General features: G+C 61.6%; 20 protein-coding genes. 3 read left to right on the top strand and 17 right to left on the bottom strand.

Annotated features, from left to right (window positions below; genetic code table 11):
• Window positions 1-2: 2 nt before the first annotated feature.
• Genes R1W01_RS17295 through R1W01_RS17285 form a run of 3 tightly spaced genes read right to left on the bottom strand, consistent with a single transcriptional unit; the run spans window position 3 to window position 2,880 of the window.
• The gene (locus R1W01_RS17295) at window positions 3-443 is read right to left on the bottom strand and encodes an HPr kinase/phosphorylase (RefSeq protein ID WP_243611591.1); all 441 of its coding nucleotides are present in this window, start codon (window positions 441-443) and stop codon (window positions 3-5) included.
• A gap of 2 nt (window positions 444-445) precedes the next feature.
• Window positions 446-2,170, bottom strand: coding sequence for a sensor histidine kinase (locus R1W01_RS17290; protein WP_243611592.1), 1,725 nt, complete (start codon window positions 2,168-2,170; stop codon window positions 446-448).
• 8 nt (window positions 2,171-2,178) lie between these two features.
• Window positions 2,179-2,880 carry a response regulator transcription factor gene (locus R1W01_RS17285; RefSeq protein WP_243611593.1) on the bottom strand — a complete coding sequence of 234 codons (702 nt, stop codon included), beginning with the start codon at window positions 2,878-2,880 and terminating at the stop codon, window positions 2,179-2,181.
• 365 nt (window positions 2,881-3,245) lie between these two features.
• Between R1W01_RS17285 and R1W01_RS17280 the strand changes: the two genes are divergently transcribed.
• Complete coding sequence (locus tag R1W01_RS17280; protein ID WP_243611594.1) at window positions 3,246-4,844, top strand: phosphoenolpyruvate carboxykinase; 1,599 nt, start codon at window positions 3,246-3,248, stop codon at window positions 4,842-4,844.
• Window positions 4,845-4,915: 71 nt separating this feature from the next.
• On the opposite strand, the gene R1W01_RS17275 is transcribed toward R1W01_RS17280, so the two are convergent.
• From R1W01_RS17275 to R1W01_RS17260, 4 genes are all read right to left on the bottom strand, one after another.
• Complete coding sequence (locus tag R1W01_RS17275; RefSeq protein WP_297755634.1) at window positions 4,916-6,301, bottom strand: bifunctional enoyl-CoA hydratase/phosphate acetyltransferase; 1,386 nt, start codon at window positions 6,299-6,301, stop codon at window positions 4,916-4,918.
• Window positions 6,302-6,311: 10 nt separating this feature from the next.
• Window positions 6,312-7,088 carry an enoyl-ACP reductase FabI gene (fabI, locus tag R1W01_RS17270; RefSeq protein ID WP_297755631.1) on the bottom strand — a complete coding sequence of 259 codons (777 nt, stop codon included), beginning with the start codon at window positions 7,086-7,088 and terminating at the stop codon, window positions 6,312-6,314.
• A 3-nt stretch (window positions 7,089-7,091) separates the two neighbouring features.
• Complete coding sequence (locus R1W01_RS17265) at window positions 7,092-8,858, bottom strand: PHA/PHB synthase family protein (RefSeq protein WP_297755628.1); 1,767 nt, start codon at window positions 8,856-8,858, stop codon at window positions 7,092-7,094.
• Between the two features lie 236 nt (window positions 8,859-9,094).
• Complete coding sequence (locus R1W01_RS17260) at window positions 9,095-9,481, bottom strand: RidA family protein (protein WP_297755625.1); 387 nt, start codon at window positions 9,479-9,481, stop codon at window positions 9,095-9,097.
• Window positions 9,482-9,687: 206 nt separating this feature from the next.
• On the opposite strand from R1W01_RS17260, the gene R1W01_RS17255 reads away from it, so the two are divergent.
• Together R1W01_RS17255 and R1W01_RS17250 are read left to right on the top strand one after the other, a co-directional pair.
• Window positions 9,688-10,677 (top strand): efflux RND transporter periplasmic adaptor subunit, encoded by a 990-nt coding sequence (locus tag R1W01_RS17255; RefSeq protein WP_297755622.1) that lies wholly within the window; start codon window positions 9,688-9,690, stop codon window positions 10,675-10,677.
• Window positions 10,670-13,885 (top strand): efflux RND transporter permease subunit, encoded by a 3,216-nt coding sequence (locus R1W01_RS17250; protein WP_317275381.1) that lies wholly within the window; start codon window positions 10,670-10,672, stop codon window positions 13,883-13,885. The genes R1W01_RS17255 and R1W01_RS17250 overlap by 8 nt, the downstream gene beginning before the upstream one ends.
• 54 nt (window positions 13,886-13,939) lie before the next feature.
• Here the strand turns inward: R1W01_RS17250 and R1W01_RS17245 are convergent, their stop codons facing one another.
• The 10 genes from R1W01_RS17245 to R1W01_RS17200 form a co-directional block, all read right to left on the bottom strand.
• Window positions 13,940-16,024 carry a molybdopterin-dependent oxidoreductase gene (locus tag R1W01_RS17245; protein WP_297755617.1) on the bottom strand — a complete coding sequence of 695 codons (2,085 nt, stop codon included), beginning with the start codon at window positions 16,022-16,024 and terminating at the stop codon, window positions 13,940-13,942.
• A 13-nt stretch (window positions 16,025-16,037) separates the two neighbouring features.
• On the bottom strand, window positions 16,038-17,144 hold the full coding sequence (locus R1W01_RS17240; protein WP_297755614.1) for an acyl-CoA dehydrogenase family protein: 1,107 nt from the start codon (window positions 17,142-17,144) through the stop codon (window positions 16,038-16,040).
• A 5-nt stretch (window positions 17,145-17,149) separates the two neighbouring features.
• Window positions 17,150-17,899 (bottom strand): acyl-CoA dehydrogenase family protein, encoded by a 750-nt coding sequence (locus R1W01_RS17235; protein WP_317275383.1) that lies wholly within the window; start codon window positions 17,897-17,899, stop codon window positions 17,150-17,152.
• The gene (locus R1W01_RS17230) at window positions 17,857-18,378 is read right to left on the bottom strand and encodes an acyl-CoA dehydrogenase family protein (RefSeq protein ID WP_317275380.1); all 522 of its coding nucleotides are present in this window, start codon (window positions 18,376-18,378) and stop codon (window positions 17,857-17,859) included. Before R1W01_RS17230 ends, R1W01_RS17235 begins: the two co-directional genes overlap by 43 nt.
• Window positions 18,379-18,438: 60 nt before the next feature.
• A complete protein-coding gene (locus R1W01_RS17225; protein WP_243611603.1) occupies window positions 18,439-19,602 on the bottom strand; it encodes an ABC transporter substrate-binding protein in 1,164 nt (387 codons plus the stop codon).
• Window positions 19,603-19,642: 40 nt separating this feature from the next.
• On the bottom strand, window positions 19,643-21,529 hold the full coding sequence (locus R1W01_RS17220; protein WP_243611604.1) for an AMP-dependent synthetase/ligase: 1,887 nt from the start codon (window positions 21,527-21,529) through the stop codon (window positions 19,643-19,645).
• A gap of 2 nt (window positions 21,530-21,531) precedes the next feature.
• A complete protein-coding gene (locus R1W01_RS17215) occupies window positions 21,532-22,305 on the bottom strand; it encodes an ABC transporter ATP-binding protein (RefSeq protein ID WP_243611605.1) in 774 nt (257 codons plus the stop codon).
• Complete coding sequence (locus R1W01_RS17210; RefSeq protein WP_297755604.1) at window positions 22,302-23,066, bottom strand: ABC transporter ATP-binding protein; 765 nt, start codon at window positions 23,064-23,066, stop codon at window positions 22,302-22,304. The genes R1W01_RS17215 and R1W01_RS17210 overlap by 4 nt, the downstream gene beginning before the upstream one ends.
• Entirely contained in the window at window positions 23,063-24,160 is a 1,098-nt protein-coding gene (locus R1W01_RS17205) for a branched-chain amino acid ABC transporter permease (protein ID WP_243611607.1), read from the bottom strand. The genes R1W01_RS17210 and R1W01_RS17205 overlap by 4 nt, the downstream gene beginning before the upstream one ends.
• Before the next feature lie 4 nt (window positions 24,161-24,164).
• Window positions 24,165-25,040 carry a branched-chain amino acid ABC transporter permease gene (locus tag R1W01_RS17200; protein WP_243611608.1) on the bottom strand — a complete coding sequence of 292 codons (876 nt, stop codon included), beginning with the start codon at window positions 25,038-25,040 and terminating at the stop codon, window positions 24,165-24,167.
• Window positions 25,041-25,067: the final 27 nt, after the last annotated feature.

Raw genomic sequence — 25,067 nt, 5'->3', positions numbered from 1 at the left:
AATCAAGCCTTTCTGCCATGTGCGAGCAGGTGAATCACTGCTGCCGGGAAATGATCCGCATCGACACGGTAAAGCAAGGGACGGGTTTGGCCGAGCAGGTCGGTGTTGCGTTTTGGCGGCAAACGGTCCTGTTCGAGGTGGTCCAGATCAACCACAAGCCGCACCGGCGCCTGTTCGAGCGCCTCTGCGGCGAGCACGCCGACAAAGCGCGCCTCGATCATGCCGCGGATCGCAGGCGGACAGCGGGCGATCACCTCATCGCCGGTGCGCGTCAATTCGGTGCGATCATCCGCGACAAGTGTGGCCCCAAGCGCCATGAGGCGCAATGCGAGGGCGGATTTACCGCGCCCCGAAGCACCACGGATCAGAACCGCCCGCCCTTCATGGGCGACGCAAGACGCATGGACGGTTTCGGATACGCCGGTCTTGGAAGTGCGCGCCAAGATCAGATCGGCAGGCCGACGACGAAGCGCGCGCCAAGCGGCTCCGAGGTTACGTCGGCATCGGTCGGGCGGATGTTCTCGGCCCAGATCACCCCGCCATGTGCCTCGACGATCTGCTTGGAGATGGCGAGGCCGAGGCCGGAGTTATTGCCGAAGTCATCCTCGGGACGTTGCGAATAGAACCGGTTGAAAATCTTGTTGAGCGCCTGATCCGGGATACCGGGCCCGGTATCCTCGACCACGACAAGCACACGGTTCTCCCGCCGACGCGCCCAGACGCGAATGGCGTCACCATCTTCACAGAAGCTGATTGCGTTGGTGATCAGGTTGACGAACACCTGCGCGAGCCGCGCCTCAAGACCGTGAATGACAATCGCCTGATCCGGAAGGTCGGTGATAAAGTCGATACCCTTGTTGCGCGCATCCTCGCCAAGATACTGGGTCAGGTTGCCCATCATGGTGAGCAGGTTGAATTCTTCCTGCTCTTCTTTGACCAGTTCGGAATCGAGCCGCGAAGCATTGGAGATATCGCTCACAAGGCGATCGAGGCGGCGCACATCATGATCGATCACGTCAAGGAGCTTGGCGCGATACTCTTCTTTCTTGACCATGCGGAGCGAGCCGACAGCGGAGCGCAGCGAGGCAAGCGGGTTCTTGATCTCATGCGCCACGTCGGCGGCGAATTGTTCGTTGCTATCGATGCGTTCATAGAGCGCCGATACCATGCCGCGCAGCGCCCCGGATAGGCGACCGATCTCGTCGGGGCGCGCGGTCAGGTCGGGGATACGCACCCGCCCGGCATTGACGGCGCGGCTATCATTGTCGCGGTCGCGGCCGATCTCGGCAGCGGCGGCCAGATCGGAAAGCGGGTTAGAGATGGTCGAAGCAAGCACCATCGAGAGGCCGATCGAAACCACCGTCGCAATCAGGAACATCTGCAACACGCGCTCGCGCTCGGAGCGAACCATATCGTCAAGTTCACCTGCCGCGCTGGTCAGGACGACGATGCCGACATTGCCCGTGCTCTGGCCAAAGGGGACGGCGACGGCGAAGAGCGTGCTCCCTTCCGGGCCATCCAGCGTGGTGAGAACTTCGCCTTGCCCGCTGACACTTCCAGCGAGGGCAGTGGCTTGGTCGACAACGCTCGACGCGTTGCGGTTAACGGTATCGGCCTCGCCCGCGACATGGCCCCAAATCCAGTTGATCGCGCTGGTGAATGGCGTGCCTTTTGGGCGTTCCGCAAGCTTGTCGGCCTCGTCAGACAGTTCCGTCCCGGTCGCCGTGCTGATCAGGTTCTCGGAGGTGTCATAGACATAAAGATAGGTGCCTTTGCGCATGCGCAGCTTCTCGAGCGTGCGCTCAACGTTCACACCGTCGCCCGTGACAAGGTTGACCGGCGCGCCTTCCGGCATCTGAGCCTCGAAGGCCCCCGCGATCAGGCGTGCTTCGGAAAGCAATCCGGCGGCGCGCTGAACGGCAAGGCTATCGCGGGCGGAATTGAGATAGAGGATCCCGGCCACAAGAATACAGAGCGCGATCAGGTTGAAGGTAATGATCTTGCGAGTCAGCGGGGATTTGGACAGCGGAAGCAGGCGGCGACGTTCCCGCCTGCCGCGCATTTCCGTTTCCATACTGTCTTCCGGCGCGACCCAATCATCACCAAGAACAACGTCACCGTCGCGTCCCTGGGACATATCGCGCAGATCTATCCGTTCGGCCAAGGCCATCTCACCGGTTACTCTTCGTTGTACCTATAGCCAATGCCATAGAGCGTCTCAATCGCAGAAAATTCCGCGTCGACCATGCGCATCTTCTTGCGCAAGCGCTTGATGTGGCTGTCGATCGTGCGGTCATCGACATAGACCTGATCGTCATAGGCCACATCCATGAGCTGATCCCGGCTCTTGACGAAACCGGGGCGCTGCGCGAGCGCCTGAAGCAGGAGGAATTCCGTGACCGTCAGCGTCACATCCTGCCCTTTCCACGTCACAGCGTGGCGCAGCGGATCCATCGTCAGTTCGCCACGTTCCATCGTCTTGGTGTCTTCGGTATCGCCCACGATATTGCCGTCGACCGCATCCTGCCGACGCAGGAGCGCCCGGATGCGTTCCACGAGAAGGCGTTGCGAGAATGGTTTCTTGACGTAATCGTCGGCCCCCATGCGCAGGCCAAGAACCTCGTCAATCTCATCGTCCTTCGAGGTCAGGAAGATGACCGGCATGCTGGTCTTCTGGCGCAGGCGCTGCAACAGGTCCATGCCGTCCATACGGGGCATCTTGATGTCAAGAACCGCCATGTCCGGCAGTTTCTTGTTGAAGGCGTCAAGCGCCTGTTGCCCGTCATTATATGTTTCGACCTCGAACCCTTCCGCCTCGAGGGTCATGGCTACGGATGTCAGGATATTCCTGTCATCATCGACCAAAGCGATCTTCGACATTGGCTGAAATCCTTATTCTGCTCTGATTTTTATGCCTGATTTTTTCAGACAGTATGCGCTTTTCCTGCAATTCAGATCAATCCAAAAGTGCGAATCAGGCACCGCACCGCATCAATTACAGCCGGAATTCTTTGACCAATGGCTAAAATGACTCACCTTCGTCGGCGAAAATCGACCAATGCGGCAGGTGGTGGCGCTAACGTGCAAGTGGTTGCGCTAACTGCGTTAAACCGACCTGTTCAACTATCAAATCGTCATGTTATGAGCGCCCATCTAGGGCTTGGACCGGACGCAATGCGCCGGCCTTTGTGCCTTTGATGAATGACAACCGCCGCCTCTCAGGGGTCGGCTACAGGAGTTAGAACATGACATTTGGACGGGTGAACCCGCAATTCCGCCTCGAAGATCAAGGGATCGAAGGGCTGGGTAATGTCTTTTATAACCTCATGGAGCCCGCTCTGATCGAAGCGGCCCTGAAAAACGGCGAAGGCAGCCTCGGCAATGGCGGCGCCTTTCTCGTTTCGACCGGCAAGTTCACCGGCCGTTCCCCGAAGGACAAGCACGTCGTCAAAACCGATAGCGTGGCCGACACCATCTGGTGGGAGAACAACGCCGAGATGACGCCGGAAGGGTTCGACAACCTCTATGCCGACATGATCGCGCATATGAAGGACAAGGACTACCACGTGCAGGATCTCGTCGGCGGCGCCGACCCCAAGCACGCGATCAACGTGCGCATGGTGACCGAACTGGCATGGCACGGCCTTTTCATCCGCCACATGCTGCGCCGTCCCGACCGTGACGCGCTGAACGATTTCGTGGCGGATTTCACCGTCATCAACTGCCCCTCGTTCCAAGCCAACCCCGAGCGTCACAACTGCCGTTCAGAAACCGTGATCGCGCTCAACTTTGATCGTAAGATGATCCTGATCGGTGGCACCGAATACGCAGGCGAGAACAAGAAATCGGTCTTCACCCTGCTGAACTACCTGCTGCCCGAAAAAGGCATCATGCCGATGCACTGCTCGGCCAACCACGCCAAGGACAACCCCGTGGACGCGGCCGTGTTCTTCGGCCTCTCGGGCACCGGCAAAACCACCCTGTCCGCCGACCCGGATCGCGTTCTGATCGGCGACGACGAACATGGCTGGTCCGACAACGGCACCTTCAACTTCGAGGGCGGCTGCTACGCCAAGACCATCAACCTCAACCCCGAGGCCGAGCCGGAAATCTACGCCACCACCGGCAAGTTCGGCACCGTGATCGAGAACATGGTTTTTGACGAAGAGACCAAGGAACTCGATTTCGAGGATGACAGCCTGACCGCCAACATGCGCTGCGCCTACCCGCTGCATTACATCTCGAACGCGTCGGAAACCGCCGTCGGCGGCCACCCAAAGAACATCATCATGCTAACCTGTGATGCGTTCGGCGTTCTGCCTCCGATTGCCCGCCTCACCCCGGCGCAGGCGATGTATCACTTCCTCTCTGGCTTTACCTCCAAGGTCGCCGGAACCGAGCGCGGCGTGACCGAGCCCGAACCCACCTTCTCGACCTGCTTCGGCGCGCCCTTCATGCCGCGTCGTCCCGAGGTCTATGGCAACCTGCTGCGCGAAAAGATCGCGACCCATGGCGCGACCTGCTGGCTCGTCAACACCGGTTGGACCGGCGGCGCCTACGGCACCGGTTCGCGTATGCCGATCCGCGCGACCCGCGCCCTGCTGACCGCCGCCCTCGACGGTAGCCTGAGCGAAGTGGAATTCCGCAAGGATCCGAACTTCGGCTTCGAAGTGCCGGTGGACGTGCCGGGCGTGGCCGAAGTGCTGCTCGACCCGCGCCGCACCTGGGATGACGGCGAAGCCTATGACCGTCAGGCCGCGAAACTGGTGCAGATGTTCTCGGACAACTTCGAGCAATACCTGCCCTATATCGACGCCGACGTGAAAGCCGCCGCCATCGGCTAAGTCTCTGGGACAGTGAACGAAATAAAGCCTCGGCCAATCGGTCGGGGCTTTTTCGCTTTGCATCGACTGCGTCAAACGCCGATCTGCGCCGCCTGATGCCGCCGCAGAAGCGCTGCAAGCGCGACCGACCCAACCTTGGCCCGCAGGCTGTCGGCGCGGCCATTGGCGATGATCGGCACACGCGCGCCAAGGATCACCCCCGCGGCCTCGGCCCCGGCAAGATGCACGAGCTGTTTGGCGATGACATTCCCCGCCTCAAGCCCCGGCGCCATGAGCACATCCGCCTGCCCCGCTACGCCCGGCTTGCCCGGAAACTGCGCCGCGATGCGGGCCGAGATCGCCGTATCAAACCCCATCGGACCGTCGAGCGTCCCGCCTGTGATCTGCCCCCGCTGCGCCATCTTGCAAAGCGCGGCGGCATCAATCGTGGCCGCGATATCCGGCGTGACCTCCTCCAGCGCCGACAGGAGCGCCACTTTCGGATCTGCCACGCCAAGCGCATGAGCAAGCTCAATCGCGTTCTGAAGGATATCCGCCTTGGTCTCGAGATCGGGCTTTGTATTGATAAGCCCGTCGGTGACGATCAACGGCTTGTCATAGCCCGGCACATCAAGCGCGAAGGCGTGGCTCATGACCCGCGCCGTCGCCAATGCCGGGCGCACGCCGCGCACTAGGGGCCGCAATCGCGCAGAGCCCTCGTCAAGTGCATCGACCTGCCCCGCGCCGACCATCTCAACCGCGCGGGCAATCGCCGCCTGCGCCGATCCGGCCTCGTGGACCATCACACCGGAAAGATCGACACCGATCTCTTCCGCCAGATCACGAATATCGCCCTCTGGCCCGATCAACACTGCCTCGCTCAACCCCATGCGTGCCGCTTCCATCGCGCCTTCCAACGCGCGCGGCGTCACCGGCATCACCGAGGCCACCCGGATCACTGGCGCGGCCTTGGCGGCCTGAAGCAGGGTCTCGTAGGCGCGGCCATGATGATGCAGATGCACATCCGGCAGGTGCGCCCGCGGGCGGCGGATCTTGTGATCCGGCGCGATGACCTCGGCCTCGCCCTTGATGACCGCCTTGCCCGCATCATTGAGGCATAGGCACTCAAGGGTCACATGCCCTTTTTCGCCCTTCTCGCGCACCGTCACCCGCACAGTGATCCGATCGCCAAGCCCGACCGGACGGCGAAAGCTCAGAGATTGATTGAGGTAGATCGTCCCCGGCCCCGGCAGTTCCGTGCCAAGCACTGCCGAAATAAGCGCCCCGCCCCACATACCATGCGCGATGACCTTGTGGAAAACCTCGTCGCGCGCGAACTCCGCATCAAGATGCGCGGGGTTCACATCGCCCGACATGATGGCGAAAAGGTCGATATCCGCCGCGGTTAGGGTGCGCACCATCTCGGCGCTATCACCCACCGCGATCTCGTCATAGGTGCGGTTCTCGATATATTGCATGGCCCGCCCCTCAGGACATCACGTGGTAGCCGCCATCGACATACATGACGTTGCCCGTCATGGCCGAGGACTGCTCTGACAAGAGGCAGAGCGCCGCCTGCCCAACCTCGCGGATCGTCACGAGACGGCGCAGCGGCGCACGGGTTTCGGCATTGTGGGTGAGGTCGTCGAAATGGTCGATCCCCGACGCCGCCCGCGTCATGAGCGGCCCCGGCGAAATCGCGTTGACCCGGATGCCCTCCGGCCCCAACTCCGCCGCCATGTAGCGCGTGAGGCTCTCAAGTGCGGCCTTCACTGGTCCCATGACGTTGTAATGATCGACAACCTTCTCGGCGCCATAATAGCTCACCGTGAGGAGGCTTCCCCCGTCGCGCATCAACGGCTCGGCAAGCCGCGCCATACGGGCGAAGGAATGCACCGAGATATCCATCGCAAGGGTGAACCCCTCGCGCGAACTATCCGTCACCCGCCCATGAAGGTCGTCCTTGGGACAGAACGCGATGGAGTGCAGCAGAAAGTCCAGCCCTCCCCATTCCGTTGCGATCTTGTCGAACGCCGACTCCATCTGCGCATCGTCTGTCACATCAAGCGGCAAGAGCATCTCCGCCCCGACCGCCTCGGCCACGGGCTCCACGAATCCCTTGGCCTTGTCCGACAGATAGCTAAGCGCGAGCGTCGCACCTGCTTCCGAGAGCACCTCGGCACAGCCTGCGGCAATGGAATGGTGATTGGCAACGCCGACGATCAAGCCGCGTTTGCCTGCGAGAGGTCCGGTTTTCGGGGTCATGGCTTACTCCATCAGGATGTAGGTGCCGGGCGCATCGCAAAGCGCTTTGCCCATTTTCGGCGGCTTGACCGCATCGCCGGACCGGTCGTCCAGCCATTTGGTCCATGCAGGCCACCACGAGCCCTCCTCCCGATCCGCAACCTCCTGCCAGTGATCCGGCGAGAGATAGCGGTCCTTGTCGTTTGATGTGTGCACCATGTAGTGACGGCGCGGGTGGCCGGGTTCCGACACCACACCCGCGTTATGCCCACCATTGGTCAGCACAAAGGTCACATCCGAGCGCGTCAGCGCCTCGATCTTGAACGCCGATTTCCACGGCGCAACATGGTCTGTTTCGGTCCCCACCGCAAAGATCGGCACCGTGATATCGCCGGGGAACACCGGTTCGTCTCCGACCATGAACTTGCCATCGGCAAACTGGTTCTCAAGGAACAGCTTGCGCAGGTATTCCGAATGCATCCGGTAGGGCATCCGCGTCGTATCCGCGTTCCACGACATCAGGTCGTTATAGCGCGGCTTCTCTCCCATGAGGTATTCATGCTGGATGCGCGACCAAACAAGGTCGGCCGAGCGCAAAAGCTGAAACGCGCCCGACATTTGTGTCGCGTCGAGATAACCCTTCTTCCACATCATGTCCTCGAGGAAGGCCACCTGGCTTTCATTTATGAAAAGCATCAACTCGCCCGCCTCGGTGAAATCGACCTGCGCCGCGAAAAGCGTCATCGACGCCAGCCGCTCATCCCCATCGCGCGCCATCGTTGCCGCCGCCACCGACAGGAGCGTGCCGCCAAGGCAATAGCCCGCGCTATGGATTTTCTGCGCCCCGGTGATCTTTTCGATCTCATCAAGCGCCGCCATCGGCCCTTGAAGGCGGTAGTCGTCAAAGCCAAGCTCTGCGTCGTCGGCATCCGGGTTGCGCCATGAGATCATGAACACGGTATAGCCCTGCTCGGTCAGGTATTTGACCATCGAGTTATGCGCGCTGAGGTCGAGGATATAGTATTTCATGATCCACGCCGGCACGATCAACACCGGCTCCGGGCGCACCTTGGCGGTCGTCGGTTCATACTGGATCAATTCGATGAGATGATTGCGATAGACGACCTTGCCGGGCGTCACGGCAAGCGTCTTGCCAACGGCATAGTCCGACTCCGCCCCGAACCGTTCATGGAGCATCGTGTGTTGTAGATCGTCGAGGTAATTGCGCATCCCCGCGACGATATTCGTGCCGTTGCTCTCGACCGTCTTCTCGATGATCTCGGGGTTGGTGACCGGGAAATTCGCAGGCGAAAGCGCGTCGAGCACTTGTCGTGCGGCGAATCTTACGGCCTTTTCATCCGCCTCGCTCACACCGCGCACATTGCTTGTCGCCTCTTCCCACCATTCCTGCGCCAGGAGAAAGGCCTCCTTATAGGCCGAGAAGGGTTTCGCCTCCCAATCGGGATGGCGGAACCTGCGATCCTTGCGTTGCTCTGCGGAACAGCGCCCCGTGCTGCCCCCCATGGCACAACGCGTCAGGTATTGCGCAAATTCGGTCTGTTTCTCAAAGGCGGAATACGCCAACTCGGCCTGCTTGCCGGGCGACGCCGCAAGGTGCAGCGCCCAATCCATGTAAACAAGCCCAAGCGCCGCCGGGGAAAGGCCGCCGGTCAACTCGCTGAACATCGCGTGCGTGGCGGTGTCCACAGTGCTTGCAACCTCGGCGACACTATCCTTGGCGCGGGGTTTTTCGGGTCTATCGGGGCGGTCGAAATGGGGGTGGCCTGTCATCTGTCGTTCCAATCCTGGTTTCAGCGACGCGACTCCCCCGATCTGCCCCTCCTGACAGACCCCGCATCTCGCAGCTACGCCGCCCAAAAGACGGCGACATTGACCTATCTCAAGCCTGCAACATACGGGCGGCGCTTGTCCGTAAATTTTTTCTGCGCGCGCGAAAAACGCCCAGAAACAAGGCAGCAGATGCCGGATTTTTATGGCTCTTTTATGAATGCATATGCAGCATGCGTTTATGTCGCAGCAGCAATGGCCTCGATCTCGACCACGAATTCAGGCCGGGTAAAGCCGCTCACGATGACAAGCGTCGAGGCGGGCAAGACGGCAAGCCCCGCCGTGAACCGATCCCGCGCCGCCATGTAGCCCGCCATATGCGCGCGATCCGTCACATAGGCATTGAGACGCAGGATATCGCCGCGCCCAAGCCCTGCTTCGGCAAGGATCGCGTCGATATTGGCGAAACAGAGATCGGCCTGCGCCTCGGCCCCCTCCGGCACATGGCCCTCCGCATCGACCGCAAGCTGCCCGCTCGTCACGACAAGCCGGGACGCCTCGGTCGCGATACCGTGGCTATAGGCGGCAAAGGGCTTGGCTATGCTGTCAGGGGTCAGGGCTTTCATGCGGCTCTCCTTTCGGGCAACGCGGCCCATCATGCCAGAGCCCTGCGCGCACGAGAAGGCGAAATGCGACGCCAGAGAATTCCATTCACAGGAGCGCACGCGGGGCATAGTCTCTTCCTCATTCGAGCGATGCAAAACGAGCCCTTGCATCATATTCGTTTTTTTGCATATAAATGCGAAACCCGGTGTTCGAGGAGTTCTCCACCATGCGACAACCGATTCTTGGTCCGATGATTGGCCTCTGCCTCGTCCTGACCTCGTTTTCCCAAACCGCCGCCGCAGAAACCGCAAGGGCGGTGACGCTCACGGAATGGAAGTCCGTCTTCGGACGCGTCGAAGCCCGCGATATGATCCCCGCGCGCTCGCGCATTGGCGGTGTCGTGGTCGAGATCACGGTCGAAGAAGGCGACGGTGTTGCCAAGGATGCGGTGATCGCCACGATCCGCGACGAAAAACTCGCCCTGCAACTCGACGCCGTGCAGGCCCAGATCGACGCCCTTGGCTCACAGCTCGACAATGCCCGCGCCGAACTCAAACGCGGCGAAGACCTCCTTGAACGCGGCGTGACCACGGCCCAGCGCCTCGACGCGCTCCGAACCCAAGTCGAGGTGCTCGAGAACCAGATCGACGCCACCCGCGCCGAAAAAAGCGTCGTCGAACAACAGGCCGCAGAGGGCGCGGTCCTTGCTCCACTGGCCGGCAAGGTGCTCGACGTGCCGCTCACCTCCGGCACCGTCATCATGCCCGGCGAGGTGGTGGCCCAGATCGGCGGTGGCGGCTTCTTCCTGCGCCTCGCCGTACCGGAACGCCATGCTGCCCACCTTGCGGAAGGGGCCGAGATCATGGTCGGCGAGAACGGGGCCGAGACCACAGGCCGCCTCGCCAAGGTCTATCCCAATATCGAAAACGGCCGCGTCATCGCCGATGTCGAAATCCCCAACCTCAATAGCGATTTCGTCAATGCCCGCGTCCTCGTCCGCCTCCCCATCGGCACACGCGAGGCCGTGGTGGTGCCCGAATCCGCGCTCACCACGCGCATGGGACTGGATTTCGTCACTGTCGCAGGGCCGGACGGCACCCCGGTGCGCCGCACGGTCGTGCCCGGCGCGCGTTCGATGCAGGACGGTGTGGCGGTCGTGGAAATCCTGAGCGGCCTGTCGGGCGGCGAAACGCTGGTGGACCCGACCGATGACTGACGACACCACGCCCCCCCAAGAGAAACGCGGCCCGCTCGGCATCGCCGGGGCGCTCACCCGCGCCTTCATCAAGTCGCCCCTGACACCGCTGATGATCCTCGCGGCGCTGGCCGTGGGCCTTGTTGCGCTCATAAGCCTCCCGCGCGAGGAAGAGCCGCAAATCTCGGTCCCCCTCGTCGATATCCACATCCAAGCGCCGGGGCTTCGGGCCGAAGATGCGATCAAGCTTGTAACCGAACCGATGGAAACCATCGTCAAGGGCATCAACGAGGTCGAGCACGTCTATTCCTCGACCCGCGATGACTACGCGATGGTCACTGCGCGCTTTCTCGTCGGCACCTCCGCCGACGCCGCGATTCTGCGCGTGCATGAGAAAATCCGCGCCAACAAAGACCGCATCCCGGTCGGCATCGACGCCCCCCTCATTGTCGGGCGTGGCATCGACGATGTGGCCATCGTCTCGCTGACCCTGACACCCGAAGACACGGGCGGCGACATGACCGCCAACGACCTCACCCGCATCGCCCGCGAGCTTCAGGTCGAGGTCGCCAAGATCGAAAACGTCGGCCTGACCTATATCGTTGGCGACAGTCCCGAGGCGATCCGCATCGCCCCCGATCCCGAACGCCTCGCCCTTTTCGGCATCACCCTGCAACAACTCGCCGGTAAGGTCGAAGGCGCCAACCGCGCCATGCCCGCGGGCCTTGTGCGTGATGGCGGCGACCAGATCGCGCTTGTCGCGGGCGAAACCCTCTCGGCCCCGTCCGAGATTGCCAATCTCCTGCTGACAGCGCGCGACGGTCGTCCCGTCTATGTGCGCGACGTGGCCGATGTCTCCTATATCCCCGACACCTCCCAAAGCATCGTCGCCAACCTCACCCGTGCGGGCGACACGACGACAGCAACCCCTGCCGTTACCCTCGCCATCGCCAAGCGCGCAGGCGCCAATGCCGTGGTCGTGGCCGAGGAAATCCTGCACCGCGTCCATAGCCTCGAACACAACCTGATCCCCGATAGCGTTCATATCGACGTGACCCGCGACTATGGCGAGACCGCCAACGAGAAAGCCAACGAGCTTCTGTTTCACCTTGGCCTTGCGACGGTCTCTATCGTGGCGCTCGTTCTCTTTGCCATTGGCTGGCGCGAGAGCATCGTGGTCGCCGTGGTGATCCCGGTGACCATCCTCCTGACGCTCTTTGCCGCCTGGATCATGGGCTACACCCTCAACCGCGTCTCTCTCTTCGCGCTGATCTTCTCGATCGGTATCCTCGTCGATGACGCCATCGTGGTGATCGAGAACATCGCCCGTCACTGGGGCATGAAAGGCAAAGGCAGCCGCGCCGAAAAGGCGATCCGCGCCGTGGCCGAGGTCGGCAACCCGACCATCGTCGCAACGCTGACCGTGGTTGCCGCCCTCCTGCCGATGCTCTTCGTCTCCGGCCTCATGGGGCCCTACATGTCACCGATCCCGGCCAATGCTTCCGCGGCGATGATCTTCTCCTTCTTCGTCGCAGTCATCATCACACCTTGGCTCATGCTCAAGATCGCGGGCAACGCCCCCCTGCACGATCATGGCGATGGTCATGGGGGCCGCCTTGGCCGTCTCTACCGCGTCGTCGCCGTGCCGCTCCTCAAGACCAAGGTGCGTAGCGGGCTCTTCATCCTCGCCGCCTTCATCCTGAGCTTCGGCTCCATGGCGGCCTTTTATACCAAGGACGTGACGGTCAAACTCCTGCCCTTTGACAACAAGTCCGAGCTGGCCGTGGTCATTGACCTGCCCGAAGGCGCGGCGGTTGAAGACACCGACGCTGTGGCCCGCGCCGTCGCCTCCGAAGTGCTCAAGATGCCCGAGGTGATCTCGGCCCAGACCTATGCCGGCACCGCCGCGCCGTTCAATTTCAACGGCCTCGTGCGTCACTATTATCTGCGCGAAGAGCCACAACTTGGCGACGTGCAGATCAACCTCGCCGCAAAACACCACCGCGACCGCACCAGCCACGAGATCGCGCTGGAGATACGCGAGCGGATCATGGCGCTCGACGTGCCGCCCGGCACCTCTCTCAAGACGGTCGAGCCGCCCCCCGGCCCGCCGGTCATCGCCACGCTTCTGGCCGAGGTCTATGGCCCCGATGGCGAGACCCGCCGCGCCGCCGCCGCGAAAATCCGCGAAGCCTTCGAAAGCGTGCCCTTCGTGGTCGATGTCGACGATAGCTTCGGGGAACAGGCCCGCAAGCTGCGCGTCTCTCTCGACACCGACCAGATGGAATTCTTCGGTGTGCAGGAAGCGGATGTCTTCTCGACCATCGGAATCCTGAACGGTGGCGCGACCGTCGGCTATTCGCACCGCGAAGACGGCCGCCGCCCGATCCCCATCGTGGTCGAGCGCGACAAGGCCGACCGCGTGGTAGACGAACGCTTCCTCTCGACCCCGATCCCCGCCAATGTCCTTCCCGGCGCGCGCGGCGTGGTCGAGCTTGGCGACGTGGTTCATATCGAGGAAGAGCGCGCCTCCTACCCGGTCTTCCGGCACAATGGCCGCCCAGCCGAAATGGTCACCGCCGAGTTGGCCGGGGATTTCGAAGCACCGCTCTACGGGATGCTCGCCGTGGCAGAGGCGCTCGACGCGATGGACTGGCCCGAAGGTCGCAAGCCGGTGATTGCCCTCAATGGCCAGCCCGAGGATGAAACCCACGTCACCCTCCTTTGGGACGGCGAATGGGAGGTCACATGGGTGACCTTCCGCGACATGGGCGCGGCCTTTGCCGTCGCCCTTCTCGGCATCTACATCCTCGTCGTGGCGCAGTTCGGCTCGTTCCGCCTGCCGCTCGTGGTGCTGACGCCGGTGCCGCTGACCTTCCTCGGCATCATCGGTGGTCACTGGCTCTTTGAAGCGCCCTTCTCGGCCACCTCCATGATCGGCTTTATCGCGCTTGCCGGCATCATTGTGCGCAACTCGATCCTTCTCGTGGACTTTATCCGCCACGAAGGCCGCGACGAGACCCCGCTTGTGGAGACGCTCATCGCCGCCGGGTCGATCCGCTTCAAGCCGATCTTGCTCACAGCCATTGCCGCCATGATCGGCGCGGTGGTGATCCTCGCAGACCCGATCTTTCAGGGTCTCGCGATTTCGCTTTTGTTTGGTTTGCTAAGTTCGACGCTTCTCACCGTCCTGGTGATCCCGGCGATCTACCGCGTCTTCAAGACCTGACACCGCCACACAACGGGACAGGGGGGCCAGTCCCCCCTGCCCTCAGCGCACCGCCTACGCGGGAGTAAGCGCAACCGGCACACCATTGAACGCGGCATTGCCGCTTAGGGGGTCGATCCGCGTATCATCTGTCAGATCGTTGATCGAGACCGAGCCGACGCCCGCTGCTTCGCGTATCTTGCCGTTCTTCTGGCCCCAGCCCTGCGGGATCGACACCACCCCCGGCGCCATCTCGTCGCTGATCTCGACCGGCATGGTGACGCTTCCAACCCGGCTCGCAACCCGCGCCTCGCCGCCCTCTTCAAGGCCAATCCGCGCCGCATCTTCGGGATGCACCTGAACCGTCACCCGATTGCGCCCCTTCACCAGCCGCGCGCTATTCTGGGTCCAGCTATTGTGGCTGCGCACCAACCGCCGCCCGATCATCTGGAGCGGGAACTCCCGGTTCTCCTCCGGTGCAAAGGCCAAGAGCCGCGGCAGATCATCAAGATAGACCTGCGGCGCGAGGTGAAGCTTTCCGTCCGGCGTCTCAAGCCGCGCTTCAAGGTTTGGGACCAGCGGCCCAAGATCCAACGCCGTGCCGCTCTCGAGCATCGCCGTGAGGGTCACCTGATCGCCATGAAACCCGCGCGGCAAGAGCCCCTCAAGCATCTGGTGCGGCGAAGGCATCGGCGCATTGGTCCCGGCAATCCGCGCCGCCAGCGTCGCGATGATCTCCCATTCCTGCGGATTGCCATGCGGCGGTTCGAAAAGCGCCTCGGCAAACCCCGCCGTATTGCGCACGGCAAAGCTGTGGAACACCATGTCATACATGATTTCCTCAAGCGCGACCGTTCCCGGCAGGATCAGGTCCGCATGGCGCGTGGTGTCGTTCACATGAATGTCGATCGACAGCATGAAATCGAGGGTCTCCATCGCCGCCTCGATCCGCCGCCCGTTCGGCGCGGTGAGGACCGGGTTGCCCGCAATGGTGACAAGCGCCTTGATCTGCCCGGCGCCGGGGGTCTCCATCTCCTCGGCCATGACCGAAACCGGGTATTCCCCGTTGTAGAGCGGCTGCCCAGACACGCGCGAGCGTCGCTCCGGGTAGCTGCGCACCTTGCCCTTGCGCGAAGTCATACCGACATAATCAAGCGCAGGCGTGGTGAACATCGCACCCCCCGGCGCATCGAAATTCCCGGTAAGAATGTTGAGCGCGTTATTGGCCCATTGGCACAAGCCGCCGAAACTCTGCGTCGAGGCCCCCATCCGCGCATAGCACACCGCCGAAGGCGCGCTCGCAAAGTCCCGCGCGAGACCCTTGATGACCTCTTCCGCGATTCCCGTGCGTTGCGCGGCCAGAGCCGCAGTGAAAGGCTGCACCGCTTCGCTTAGCGTTTCGATCCCCGTCACAGGCAGCGCCGCAGGCCGCTCGAGCCCTTGCGCAAACACCTCGTGGATCAAGGCGAGCAGAAGGAACGCATCCGTCTCGGGGCGGATGAAATGATGTTCGCCCGCCTTGACCGCCGTTTCCGTGCGGCGCGGATCAATGACGACAACCCGTCCGCCCCGCGCCTTGATCTCGTCCATGCGCTTGCCAAACCCCGGCGCCGTCATCATCGAGCCGTTCGACACGATCGGATTGCCACCAAGGATGAGCATGAACTCCGTTCGCTCCACATCCGGCACCGGGATCAGCATCGGATGCCCGAGCATGTGGATCGACGCGACATGATGCGGGATCTGGTCCGCCGTGGCCGAAGAATAACGGTTCCCTGTTCCCAACGCCCGCACAAGGCCGGGGATATTCATCAGGTTGGCGAACTTATGCGCATTGGGATTGCCGAGATAGACGCCAACCCCGTCTTTGCCATGCGCTTCCTGAACCATACGCAACCGTTCGGCGGCATAGTCATAGGCCTCGTCCCAGCCGATCTCGACAAACGCGCCATCCACCTTCTTCAAGGGCTTGGTGATCCGGTCGGGATCTGTGCGAAAGTCTTGAAGCGCGACCGCCTTGGGACAGATATGGCCCCGCGACAGGGGATCCTCCGGGTCTGGTTTGATCGACAGGACGTTCTCCCCGTCATGCTGAATCACAAGGCCGCACATGGCCTCGCAGATATTGCACCCCCGGCGATGCTCCTGAACCTCTCCCATGGTCGTCTCCCCCTTAGATTCCGGCCTCCCGCAAGAGCCAATCCGCGTGACAGGCGCTATCGCCCAGATACTCGATGCTGGCCCGCGCCTTCTTCATGAATAACCCGATGTCGAGCGCGTCGGTCATGCCGATCCCGCCATGCATCTGCACCGCTTCGCGCACGGCAAGCGAGGCGGTCTTATTCGCCTTCGCCTTGGCCACCCGCGACAGGGTCTCGGCCTCGTCGCTGCCTTCATCAATCGCCGTAAGCGCCGCAGCAACGGCAGCTTCGGTCGTCTGAATGCGCGTGTAGAGATCGGCAGCGCGATGCTGCAACGCCTGAAAACTCGCGATGGTGATGCCGAACTGCTTGCGCTCCTTGAGATAGGCCACCGTGCGCTCCGAGGCTTCCTTGGCGACGCCACAGAGTTCCGCAGCCGCAACCGCCCGCCCTGTGCGCAGCGCCGATGCCATCGCCGCCTCAGCGCCCTCGCCGCTGGCAATCCGCGCCGCACCGTCAAGCTGCACGCCGTCAAATGTGAGATCGGCGGCATTGCGGCTATCGACCGTGGCAAAGGCCCGCGTCGTCACGCCGTCTTGCGATGGATCGACAAGGAAAAGCCCAAGCCCCTCCTCCGTCATCGCCGGCACGATGACACGATCCGCGCCCACCGCGTCCGATACGAACCGCTTTGCCCCACTAAGGACAAACCCGTTCCCCGACGCCTCGGCCCGCGTGGTGATCGGCCCGGCCTCATGCTTGCCATGTTCATCCGCCGCAAAGGCCACGACCGCCTCGCCCGAAGCGATCTTCGCCGCCCAATCGCCTTCGCCCGCCGCACAGAGCGCCGCCGCCGAAAGGACACCTGACGACAGAAACGGCGACGCGGTCAGCCGTCGGCCCATTTCCTCGGCCACAAGCCCCGCCGCCATCGCGCCCATGTCGACGCCCCCGGCTTCTTCGCCCACAAGCATCCCGAACCAACCCATCCCGGCCATCTCGCCCATGAGCGCCTTGTCATATCCAAGCGCCGCGCCTTCATCGCGCAACGCGCGCAGGGCCGATACCGGGGCTTTCTCCTCGAGGAACCCCGCCGCCATATCGCGGACCATGGTCTGTTCTTCTGTCAAAAGCTGCATCGTGCTTACCCCAGTTCCAGAACCGCTTTGGAGAGGATCGACAGCATCACTTCGGACGTGCCCCCCTCGATCGAATTCGCCTTGGACCGAAGCCAGAGCGAGGCCTTCTCATTGCTTTGCGCATCCGCGAAATCCCATTCGAGCGCATCGAACCCGCCAGATTCCATATTGATCTCTTGGCGCAGCTTGTTGAGCTCGGTGCCGGTATATTTGAGCGTCGCGGATTCAACCCCGATCTGGTTCCCGGCCCGCGACCACGCCTTGGCGCGCTCCAACTCGACCTTGAAGGCCATCTCGTCGACAAGGAACTCTCCGATCTTTGCCCGCAGCAACGGATCGGCCAGCCGCCCCTCACCATCAAGCCCCACTGCCGCACGCGCCGCATCGACAACGCTCTCCGACCGGAACAACGCCGAGTCGGTCGAGCCGATCATCTCGCGCTCATGGGTCAGGAGGTATTTCGCGATGGTCCAGCCCTTGCCGCGCTCTCCGACGATCTGCTCTTTCGGGACTTTCACCCCGTCAAAGAACGTCTCGCAGAAGGGCGACGCGCCCGAGATCAACTTGATCGGTTTCGTGGAAACCCCTTCGCTCGCCATATCGAACAAAAGGAAGGAAATGCCCTTATGCTTCGGCGCGTCCGGCTCGGTGCGCACGAGACAGAAAATCCAATCCGCCTTGTCGGCATATGAGGTCCAGATCTTCTGACCCGTCACCTCAAAATACGCACCCGTATCGACGCCCTTGGTCTGCACACCAGCAAGGTCCGATCCCGCGCCGGGTTCGGAATAGCCCTGACACCAGCGGATTTCGCCGCGCGCGATCTGTGGCAGGTANAATAGCCCTGACACCAGCGGATTTCGCCGCGCGCGATCTGTGGCAGGTAGTGGCGTTTCTGCTCTTCCGATCCGAACTGAAGCAATGCCGGGCCAAGCATCCAGATGCCAAAGCTCTGCAACGGGGGGCGTGCGTTGATCCGGCGCATCTCCTCGCGCAGAACCCGGTCGTCATCTCCCGAGAGGCCACCGCCGCCATAGGCTTCGGGCCATGTCGGCACCGTCCAGCCGCGCGCCGCCATTCGCTCAAGCCAGATACGCTGTGCATCGCTCTGAAAAACCCAGTTGCGCCCGCCCCAGCAAACATCCGCCTCGCTCATCGGCTGGCGCATTTCCTGCGGGCAATTCTCCTCCAGCCACGCCCGTGTAGAGGCGCGAAATTCTTGCAAATCGCTCATGATGTCACCTGATAGAAAGTCAAAGGGCGCCCGCACCGGCAGGCGCCCTTCCATTGGTCCTTACTTCGCTTCGTGGACCTTTTTCCAAGCACCGTTCTCGACGATGTTGACATAGACCGAGTCCGCGCCCTGGTGGTCGTCGGGGCCGTAGGTCATGTAGTTGCCCACAAGCTCGTCTTCGAACTCAAGCGTCTCCATCGCGGCGATAAAGCTCTCCTGCGTGAGGTCCGGGCCAGCCGCTTCGAGCGCCTTCACGGTCAGGTCTGCCGCCGCATAGCCGAGCATCGAGAAGCCAACCGGATCTTCGCCGGTCGCGGCTTTGTATTCCTCGATAAAGGCTTTCGGCGCCGGCTCATCCGCGCGCGCCCAAAGGTCCTGCCAGCTTGCCGCCGCATAGAACCCTTCGGTCACGCCGCCGGGCACCTTGGCCACAACGGTGAGGAAGCTCGCCGAGGTGCCGAGGAACTTCATGTCCGAAAGGCCCATCTTCTTGGCGGTGCCAACGATGGTGATCGCCTGACGCACACCCACGGCCATCGACACGACATCACAACCCGCGTCTTTGAGCTTGGAAAGCGAGCCAACGAAATCAGTCTCGTCCGGCTTGTGCGTGGTCTCTGCGGCAAAGGTCACACCCGCCGCTTCTGCACCGGCCTTGGTCCCGGCAAGGATTTCCTCGCCAAAGTCAGTCGGCAGGTACATCGAACAGATCTCTTCCGCGCCGAACTCATTGGCAAGATACTGCACGCCGACAATCGCCTGATCGTAGTAGGACGAGAAGGACGTAAACTTGTTCTTCATCGGGTCCTGAAGCATCTGACGCGCTGCCGAGAGCGGGCCGATGTTCGGAATGCCCTTCGGATCGAGAAGCTTGAACCCGGCAAGGTTCATCGGCGTCCCGAGGCTGAGCAGCATCGCAAAGACCTTGTCGCGGTTCAGAAGCTTGTTATAGCCCTGCATCGCGCGCGGCATCTGGTACCCGTTGTCCTCCACAACGAACCGGATCTTGCGGCCATGAACGCCACCCGCGGCGTTGATCTTGTCGAAATAGACATTCGCGCCCTTCACGGCGGGCACGCCCACCGCGGCGAAGATCCCCGAAAGGTCATTCACCGAGCCGATGACGATCTCGTCATCCGTAACGCCTTGGGCTTGCGCCGAGGCCATGGTCGCGGCGGCGGTCAGACCCGCAGCGAGCGACAGTTTCTTTACCAAATTTTTCATGGTTCTCCTCCCGTTGGTAAATAATAGTTCGCGTGTCGTCCTAGTACATCTCCTCGATCAGATGAGCGTGCGCCTTCTCAACGTAGCTGCGCTTGAGCTTCATCGTCGCGGTGAGCTCTTCATCTTCCGCCGTCAACAAAACGTCGATGAGACGGAAGTCCTTGATCTGCTCGACGCGGGCAAACTCCTTGTTCACCGCATCGACCTCTCCCTTGATAAGGTCCTTGACCTCCTTCGCCGCACAGAGCGACGCGAAATTCGAGAACGGCACCTTATTGTCCTGAGCGTATTTCTCGACGTTCTCCTGATCAATCATAATGAGCGCCGTGAGATATTTTCTCCGATCCCCGATGATGACCGCATCCGAGATATAATGCGAGAACTTCAACCGGCTCTCGATCTCCGCCGGGGTGATGTTCTTGCCGCCCGCGGTGATGATGATGTCCTTGAGACGGCCGGTGATGGTCACGTATCCATCCTCGTCCATCCGTCCGACATCGCCCGTGCGCAGCCAACCATCGGCGGTAAAGGTCTCCGCCGTCTTCTCGTTGTTGCGCCAATAGCCCTGGAAGTTGTTGAGACCCTTGGTCTGAATCTCACCATCCTCGGCGATCCGCACCTGATAGCCCGGCACAGGTGTGCCGATGGTGCCGATCCGGTTGTCGCCGCGCGTGTTGATCGTGGCAAGGCCCGAGGTCTCGGTCATGCCATAGCCCTCGACAAGCGGCACACCGATCGCCCAGAACCACTTGAGCAGTTCCGGTGAGATTGGCGCCGCACCCGTGCCCCCCCGGCGCATCCGGTCAAGCCCAAGCATCCGCCGCAGATTGCGCAGCACAAGCCGATCCCAGATCTTGAACTGTGCCGTGACCATCGCGGGGGCGGGTTTGTTGTCGACAAGGTATTCCGCCCGTTTCATCCCGGCCTTGATCGCCTGATGATAGGCCCAGCGCCCAAGCGGCGTTGCCTCCTGCGCAAGGATAAGCACCTGCGAATAGATCTTTTCCCAGACGCGCGGCACCGCCGTGAACGTGTTGGGAGACACTTCTTGCAGGTTGTTAAAGACGGTCTCCGGGCTTTCCGCGAAGTTGACGACCGCCTTACCCGCCAGCGGGAAATAGATCGACACATCCCGCTCAAGGATATGGCAGAGCGGCAGGAAACAAAGCTGGCTATCGGTCTCGAGGCACTGCAACCGCCGCGCCCCGGCTTCGATGGCGGCGACGATATTCTCATTCGAGATCATCGCGCCCTTGGGCATGCCCGTCGTCCCCGAAGTATAGACGAGGATCGCCGTATCCTGCGGCTCGGCCTTTTCGATCTCGGCCTCGAACACACCCGGCTCTTCCGCCGCCGCCTTGCGCCCGATCTCATATAGATCGTCAATCATCATACAGCGATGATGCTCAAGATCATGCAGCCCCTCGTCCTCGAGAATGATGACATTGAGAAGCCCCGGCACCTCGTCTTCGATCTGAAGATACTTGTCGAGTTGCTCTTCGTCCTCGACGATCAGGAACCGGCTGTCGCTGTTGTTGACGAGGTAGGACAGCTGTTTCGCGGAATCCGTTGTATAGATCCCCGACGCGACACCACCGACCGCTTGGATGCCCATGTCGAAATAGGCCCATTCCTTGCGATCCTCCGACAGGATCGACACCGCCTCGCCGCGCTTGAGACCAAGCTTGCGCAGCGCCATGCCGATCCACATCGCGTGGTTCCAATAGTCGGTCCACGTAAAGGGTTTCCAGATCCCGAGATCCTTCTCTCGATGCGCCGTGCGATCCTTGAGTGTCTCACAGCGATACCGGAAGAGTTGCGGGATGGTGATGCAGCCATCGACATGCACCGGACGTTGCCCCGCTTCGGCGTTGAACCGGACCCCGTTGATGATGGTCTGTTCGATATTCGTGCTCGTATCCAACATGCTTACCTCCACGTCTTTCTGCGCTTCCAACGGCGCTGTTCGCGCGGGCCTTCTTCCTGAACACCAAGATAGAAGTTCTGGATGTCCTCGGACTTGAGCAGTTCTTCTGCCGTGCCGTCCATCACGATCCGGCCAACCTCCATCACATAGCCATCATGCGCGAGGTTGAGCGCCGCACTGGCGTTCTGCTCGACAAGCATCATGGTCATATGCCGCTCTTCATTGAGCCGCTTCAGGATCTCGAAAATCTCCTGCACAAGCAGCGGCGACAGGCCAAGCGACGGCTCATCGAGAAGCATCACCTTCGGCCGCCCCATGAGGCCGCGCCCGATGGCAAGCATCTGTTGCTGGCCGCCCGAAAGCGTCCCGGCCTCCTGATTGCGGCGCTCTTTGAGGATCGGGAAATAGCTAAAGACCATTTCACGGTCTTCCTCGATCCCGGCCTTGTCATGGCGCGTATAGGCCCCAAGGCTCAGGTTTTCATCCACGGTCAAAAGAGGAAAGACCTCGCGCCCTTCCGGCACATGCACGACCCCATCATGGACGATCTTGTGCGGCTCCTGGCCCTGAATTTCGCGGCCTTCGAAAATGACTTTCCCCTTCTCGGGGTCCATCACGCCAGAAACCGTTTTCATCAACGTGGTCTTACCCGCGCCATTCGCCCCGAGGATCGACACAATGCGCCCCGGATGCACGTCAAGCGACACGCCCCGGATTGCCATGATCGGTCCGTAAAAGCTCTCGACATTGCGGATTTTAAGGATCGGTTCGCTCATGACGCTTTCCCCAGATATGCTTCGATCACGGCCGGGTCGGATTGGACTTCCGACGGCGTGCCAAGCGCAAGCCGCGCTCCATCCGCCATGGCAAGCACGCGGTCCGACACCCCGGACACCAGCCCCATGTCATGTTCCACCATCAGAACGGTGATCCCCATCTGCCGACGAATATCGTCAATCCACCAGCGCATATCCGTCGTCTCCTCGACCGACAGGCCCGAGGCCGGTTCGTCGAGCAAGAGAAGCTTCGGATCGGTCGCCAGCGCACGCGCCACCTCGACCACCTTGCGCACACCATAGGGCAGGCCCGCGATCCGCTTTTCGCGGTAGGCCTGAAGGTCAAGAAAGTCGATGACCTCTTCGACGAAATGGCGGTTCTGCAATTCCTGCTTGCGCACCGACGGCGTAAAGAACAACTCGGTAAGGAAGTTGCTACCGCGGTGGCGATGCCGTCCAACGAGCAGGTTCTCCAGTACCGTCGCATGTTCGAACAGCTCGATATTCTGAAACGTCCGCGCCACGCCAAAGTTCGCCACGCTCGAAGCCTTTTCCTTGAGCAGGTCGTGGCCATCGAAACGGATCTTTCCATTCACCGGCGTATAGAACCGCGAGATCAGGTTGAAGACCGTCGATTTCCCCGCCCCGTTCGGCCCGACGATGGCAAAGACCTCGCCTTGCTCGACCGAGAAGCTCAGGTTGTCGACCGCTGTGAGACCGCCGAATTTCAGCGTCACGTTTTCCAGTTCAAGAAGGCTCATCTCAGACGCTCCGTCTTCAGGTAGGATTTCTGGCGCTTGAACATGTCCTTGCGGTAGAACGGGAAAAGCTCAAACCACGTCCGGATCTTGAGCCAGCGCCCGTAGATGCCCATCGGCTCGAACAGGATGAACACGATCAGGATCACGCCAAAGATGCCGAACTCGAGGCCGGGGATGGCGACATTGCTGCCCCCGAAAAGCGCCCCGACCCATTCCTTGGAGATCGACAGGAACTGCGGCAGGAAGCCGATGACAATGGCACCAAAGAACGCGCCATGGATCGACCCAAGCCCGCCAATCACGATCATCATCAAGAGTTGGATCGAAATGACGACGCTAAAGGTCTCGTTGTTGAACGCCCCGGCGAAAAGCCCCATGAGCGCCCCGGCCAGCCCGGTGATCGCACAGGAGACCCCGAAGGAAATCGCCTTGCTCCGCGACACGTCGATGCCCATCGCCTGCGCCGACACTTCCGAGTCGCGCACCGCGATAAAGCTCCGCCCCAAAGGTGCGCGCAGCAGATTGATATATCCAAGCGTGACAAGGATCGTGACCCCAAGCGTCAGGTAATAGAACGCGGTCGGCGTGCCCCAACGGTCGATCATGAACCCAAAGACATTGACCGGCGGCGCAAACTTGCCGCCAACGCCACCTGTCCAGTGATCGGTCAGAACGATGATGTCATCGACAAGGATCGACATCGCCAGCGTCGCAATCGCAAGGTAGATGCCGTGCAGCCGGAGCGCCGGGATGGCGACGATCATGCCAACGATCCCGGTGATGATCCCGGCCAGCGGAAAGGCGAGCATGAACGGCACGCCTGCTTCCATGAGGATGATATTGGCATAACATCCCATCGCAAGGAACGCTGCATGGCCAAGGCTCGCCTGCCCGGTGTGCCCGGTCAGAACCATGAGGCCAAGACCCGCCAGCGCCCAGATCAGCACGTTGGTCAACTCCCCAAGGAAGAACACATCGATCAGGAACGGCGCCGCCACGGCAAGCGCGATCAGGATAAGATAGAGCGAGAGCTGATAGCCGTCTTTCCACGGACGCAGGTCTTGCATGTAGTCGGTTTTGAAAATGATCCGCATCGCTTTACACCTTCTTCACGCGCACTTGGCTAAACAGGCCGTGGGGACGGAAGATCAGCACCGCCAGCAGAAGCGCATAGGGCGCGATCTGGCTATAGCCCGCCGCGATGTAGCGCGCCGCGAACGGTTCGATCACACCGACGATAAGCCCGCCTGCAAGGGCGCCCGGAAGGCTCCCGAACCCGCCGATGACGGCGGCGGCAAAGGCCTTGATCCCAAGAAGCCCGGTATTCGGGTCCACCGCGCCCTTCGCGGCAAAGAGAATACCCGCGATACAAGCGACACCGCCCGCAAGCGCCCAGATAAAGCCCTGCACCCGCTTGACCGGCACCCCCATGTAATAGGCGGCAAGCTGGTTCTGCGACGCGCCCTGCATCGCAAGGCCAAGCTTGGTGCGGTTGAAGAACTCATAGAGACCCCAGGTCAGCAGGATCGTCACCACGATGACCGCCACGTCCTCCATCCCAAGGACCAGCCCGCCAAAGGCGACCTCCTTGCCCGCGAACGGGTTCTGAAGCGATTGCGGCTCATGGCCCCAGATGACGCCGGCTACGAACCGGATCACAAAGCCAAGCGCGATGGTCAGGATGACGACCGCCGTCTGGCTCTCGCCGAACATGAGCCGGATAACAAAGCGATCAAGCAGGTAGCCGAGGATCGCCATGATGACGATCGAGATCGGCACCGCGACCCAGAAGGGCAATCCCATATATCCCGCGTTGGTCAGGCCAATGGTCACAAAGGCCCCGAGCATCATGAAATCGCCCTGGGCGAAGTTCACAGACTCGGTCGCCTTGTAGATCAGAACGAAGCCAAGAGCGATCAGGCCATAGACACAGCCATTCGCCAGCCCGCTAATCAAGAGCTGTAGAGTATCCAATTTTTTCCTCCCTGCGCCGGGTTCTCC

The organism is Shimia sp. FJ5, assembly GCF_032918335.1.
Taxonomy (GTDB): Bacteria; Pseudomonadota; Alphaproteobacteria; order Rhodobacterales; family Rhodobacteraceae; genus Shimia; species Shimia aestuarii_A.
The sequence above is the reverse complement of the archived record's forward strand: the minus strand, read 5'-3'. Positions and strand labels throughout refer to the sequence as shown.

Excerpts from the sequence above, each read along its gene's own strand:
- R1W01_RS17290 (WP_243611592.1), bottom strand. The coding sequence starts at position 2,170 with ATGGCCTTGGCCGAACGGATAGATCTGCGCGATATGTCCCAGGGACGC.
- R1W01_RS17285 (WP_243611593.1), bottom strand. The coding sequence starts at position 2,880 with ATGTCGAAGATCGCTTTGGTCGATGATGACAGGAATATCCTGACATCC.
- R1W01_RS17280 (WP_243611594.1), top strand. The coding sequence starts at position 3,246 with ATGACATTTGGACGGGTGAACCCGCAATTCCGCCTCGAAGATCAAGGG.
- R1W01_RS17275 (WP_297755634.1), bottom strand. The coding sequence starts at position 6,301 with ATGCAATATATCGAGAACCGCACCTATGACGAGATCGCGGTGGGTGAT.
- fabI (WP_297755631.1), bottom strand. The coding sequence starts at position 7,088 with ATGACCCCGAAAACCGGACCTCTCGCAGGCAAACGCGGCTTGATCGTC.
- R1W01_RS17265 (WP_297755628.1), bottom strand. The coding sequence starts at position 8,858 with ATGACAGGCCACCCCCATTTCGACCGCCCCGATAGACCCGAAAAACCC.
- R1W01_RS17260 (WP_297755625.1), bottom strand. The coding sequence starts at position 9,481 with ATGAAAGCCCTGACCCCTGACAGCATAGCCAAGCCCTTTGCCGCCTAT.
- R1W01_RS17255 (WP_297755622.1), top strand. The coding sequence starts at position 9,688 with ATGCGACAACCGATTCTTGGTCCGATGATTGGCCTCTGCCTCGTCCTG.
- R1W01_RS17250 (WP_317275381.1), top strand. The coding sequence starts at position 10,670 with ATGACTGACGACACCACGCCCCCCCAAGAGAAACGCGGCCCGCTCGGC.
- R1W01_RS17245 (WP_297755617.1), bottom strand. The coding sequence starts at position 16,024 with ATGGGAGAGGTTCAGGAGCATCGCCGGGGGTGCAATATCTGCGAGGCC.
- R1W01_RS17240 (WP_297755614.1), bottom strand. The coding sequence starts at position 17,144 with ATGCAGCTTTTGACAGAAGAACAGACCATGGTCCGCGATATGGCGGCG.
- R1W01_RS17225 (WP_243611603.1), bottom strand. The coding sequence starts at position 19,602 with ATGAAAAATTTGGTAAAGAAACTGTCGCTCGCTGCGGGTCTGACCGCC.
- R1W01_RS17220 (WP_243611604.1), bottom strand. The coding sequence starts at position 21,529 with ATGTTGGATACGAGCACGAATATCGAACAGACCATCATCAACGGGGTC.
- R1W01_RS17215 (WP_243611605.1), bottom strand. The coding sequence starts at position 22,305 with ATGAGCGAACCGATCCTTAAAATCCGCAATGTCGAGAGCTTTTACGGA.
- R1W01_RS17210 (WP_297755604.1), bottom strand. The coding sequence starts at position 23,066 with ATGAGCCTTCTTGAACTGGAAAACGTGACGCTGAAATTCGGCGGTCTC.
- R1W01_RS17205 (WP_243611607.1), bottom strand. The coding sequence starts at position 24,160 with ATGCGGATCATTTTCAAAACCGACTACATGCAAGACCTGCGTCCGTGG.